The sequence below is a fragment of the Xanthomonas sp. SHU 166 genome (genome assembly GCF_000364685.1).
In the GTDB taxonomy this organism is placed as follows: domain Bacteria; phylum Pseudomonadota; class Gammaproteobacteria; order Xanthomonadales; family Xanthomonadaceae; genus Xanthomonas_A; species Xanthomonas_A sontii.
Genome location: NZ_AQOJ01000612.1, coordinates 2,501 through 5,566 on the forward strand (window position 1 = coordinate 2,501; position 3,066 = coordinate 5,566).

The 3,066-nt window shown below is 54.0% G+C and carries 2 rRNA genes (1 of these 2 running past the window's edge); both read left to right on the plus strand.

Features of this window, described 5'->3' with window-relative positions:
* Nucleotides 1-2,772, plus strand: a 23S ribosomal RNA gene (locus tag D180_RS15000) (it extends 108 nt beyond the left edge of the window).
* A 156-nt stretch (nt 2,773-2,928) separates the two neighbouring features.
* Nucleotides 2,929-3,043: ribosomal RNA gene (gene rrf / locus D180_RS15005) — 5S ribosomal RNA — on the plus strand.
* Nucleotides 3,044-3,066: the final 23 nt, after the last annotated feature.

A 3,066-nucleotide genomic window follows, 5' to 3' on the forward strand; every position in this document is an offset into this window, starting at 1 on the left:
AATGTCCGAATGGGGAAACCCACTGCTTCGGCAGTATCCTGCAGTGAATACATAGCTGCTGGAAGCGAACCCGGTGAACTGAAATATCTAAGTAACCGGAGGAAAAGAAATCAACCGAGATTCCCTAAGTAGTGACGAGCGAACGGGGACTAGCCCTTAAGCTGGTATGGTTTTAGAAAAACAACCTGGAAAGGTTGGCCATAGAAGGTGATAGCCCTGTATTTGAAAGGGCCATACCAGTGAAGACGAGTAGGGCGGGGCACGTGAAACCCTGTCTGAACATGGGGGGACCATCCTCCAAGGCTAAATACTCCTGACCGACCGATAGTGAACCAGTACCGTGAGGGAAAGGCGAAAAGAACCCCGGAGAGGGGAGTGAAATAGATCCTGAAACCGTGTGCGTACAAGCAGTAGGAGCTCGTAAGAGTGACTGCGTACCTTTTGTATAATGGGTCAGCGACTTACTGTTCGTGGCAAGCTTAACCGTATAGGGGAGGCGAAGGGAAACCGAGTCTGATAAGGGCGCATAGTCGCGGGCAGTAGACCCGAAACCGGGTGATCTAGTCATGCCCAGGGTGAAGGTCAGGTAACACTGACTGGAGGCCCGAACCCACTCCCGTTGCAAAGGTAGGGGATGAGGTGTGATTAGGAGTGAAAAGCTAATCGAACCCGGAGATAGCTGGTTCTCCTCGAAAGCTATTTAGGTAGCGCCTCATATGTATCCTCTCGGGGGTAGAGCACTGTTATGGCTAGGGGGTCATCGCGACTTACCAAACCATTGCAAACTCCGAATACCGAGACGGACTGTATGGGAGACACACGGCGGGTGCTAACGTCCGTCGTGAAAAGGGAAACAACCCAGACCCACAGCTAAGGTCCCAAATTCACTGCTAAGTGGAAAACGATGTGGAAAGGCATAGACAGCCAGGAGGTTGGCTTAGAAGCAGCCACCCTTTAAAGAAAGCGTAATAGCTCACTGGTCGAGTCGGTCTGCGCGGAAGATTTAACGGGGCTAAGCAGTGAACCGAAGCTTGGGGTGCATCGCGATAAGCGATGCGCGGTAGAGGAGCGTTCCGTAAGCCTGCGAAGGTGGATTGAGAAGTCTGCTGGAGGTATCGGAAGTGCGAATGCTGACATGAGTAACGACAATGCGGGTGAAAAACCCGCACGCCGAAAGCCCAAGGTTTCCTTGCGCAACGTTAATCGGCGCAGGGTGAGTCGGCCCCTAAGGCGAGGGCGAAAGCCGTAGTCGATGGGAAGCAGGTTAATATTCCTGCACCTCGCGTAAGTGCGATGGAGGGACGGAGAAGGTTAGGTGTACCGGGCGTTGGTTGTCCCGGGGAAAGGCGGTAGGTTTGGATCTTTGGCAAATCCGGGATCCTTTAAGACCGAGCACCGAGACGAGTCTTTTAGACGAAGTCACTGATACCACGCTTCCAGGAAAAGCTCCTAAGCTTCAGCTTACGCAGACCGTACCGTAAACCGACACAGGTGGGTAGGATGAGAATTCTCAGGCGCTTGAGAGAACTCGGGTGAAGGAACTAGGCAACATGGCACCGTAACTTCGGGAGAAGGTGCACCCTTTTTGGTGGCTCGTGCGAGCTATAGCTGAAGAGGGTCGCAGAAACCAGGCCGCTGCGACTGTTTATCAAAAACACAGCACTCTGCAAACACGAAAGTGGACGTATAGGGTGTGACGCCTGCCCGGTGCTGGAAGGTTAATTGATGGGGTCAGCCGCAAGGCGAAGCTCTTGATCGAAGCCCCAGTAAACGGCGGCCGTAACTATAACGGTCCTAAGGTAGCGAAATTCCTTGTCGGGTAAGTTCCGACCTGCACGAATGGCGTAACGACAGCGGCGCTGTCTCCACCCGAGACTCAGTGAAATTGAAATCGCTGTGAAGATGCAGCGTTCCCGTGGCAAGACGGAAAGACCCCGTGAACCTTTACTATAGCTTTACACTGAACGTTGAGTTCGTCTGTGTAGGATAGGTGGGAGGCTATGAAACTGTGGCGCTAGCTGCAGTGGAGCCATCCTTGAAATACCACCCTGTCGTGCTTGACGTTCTAACCTAGGTCCGTAATCCGGATCGGGGACCGTGTATGGTGGGTAGTTTGACTGGGGCGGTCTCCTCCTAAAGAGTAACGGAGGAGCACGAAGGTACGCTCAGCGCGGTCGGACATCGCGCACTGTGTGCAAAGGCATAAGCGTGCTTGACTGCAAGATCGACGGATCAAGCAGGTACGAAAGTAGGTCTTAGTGATCCGGTGGTTCTGTATGGAAGGGCCATCGCTCAACGGATAAAAGGTACTCCGGGGATAACAGGCTGATACCGCCCAAGAGTTCATATCGACGGCGGTGTTTGGCACCTCGATGTCGGCTCATCACATCCTGGGGCTGTAGTCGGTCCCAAGGGTATGGCTGTTCGCCATTTAAAGTGGTACGCGAGCTGGGTTCAGAACGTCGTGAGACAGTTCGGTCCCTATCTGCCATGGGCGTTGGAGATTTGAGAGGGGCTGCTCCTAGTACGAGAGGACCGGAGTGGACGAACCTCTGGTGTTCCGGTTGTCACGCCAGTGGCATTGCCGGGTAGCTATGTTCGGAAGCGATAACCGCTGAAAGCATCTAAGCGGGAAGCGCGCCTCAAGATGAGATCTCCCGGGACACAAGTCCCCTAAAGGAACCATGTAGACTACGTGGTTGATAGGTCAGGTGTGTAAGTGCAGCAATGCATTGAGCTAACTGATACTAATGATCCGTGCGGCTTGACCATATAACCTCAAGATGCTTCCTCATAAGCATCCCTTAGCGCGACACACGTCGATCGCTCTCACTCGCTCGCTACATCACACCCCATGAGAGGCTGGCGCCCTTGCCGTCCTCGGTCCAACAACCGAGAACACGCACGCGGCGACACTCCAACCGTCTCCCTGGTGAAATTAGCGCTGTGGAACCACCCGATCCCATCCCGAACTCGGAAGTGAAACGCAGCTGCGCCGATGGTAGTGTGGCTCAAGCCATGCGAGAGTAGGTCATCGCCAGGGGCTTTACCCCAAATCCCCGTCCC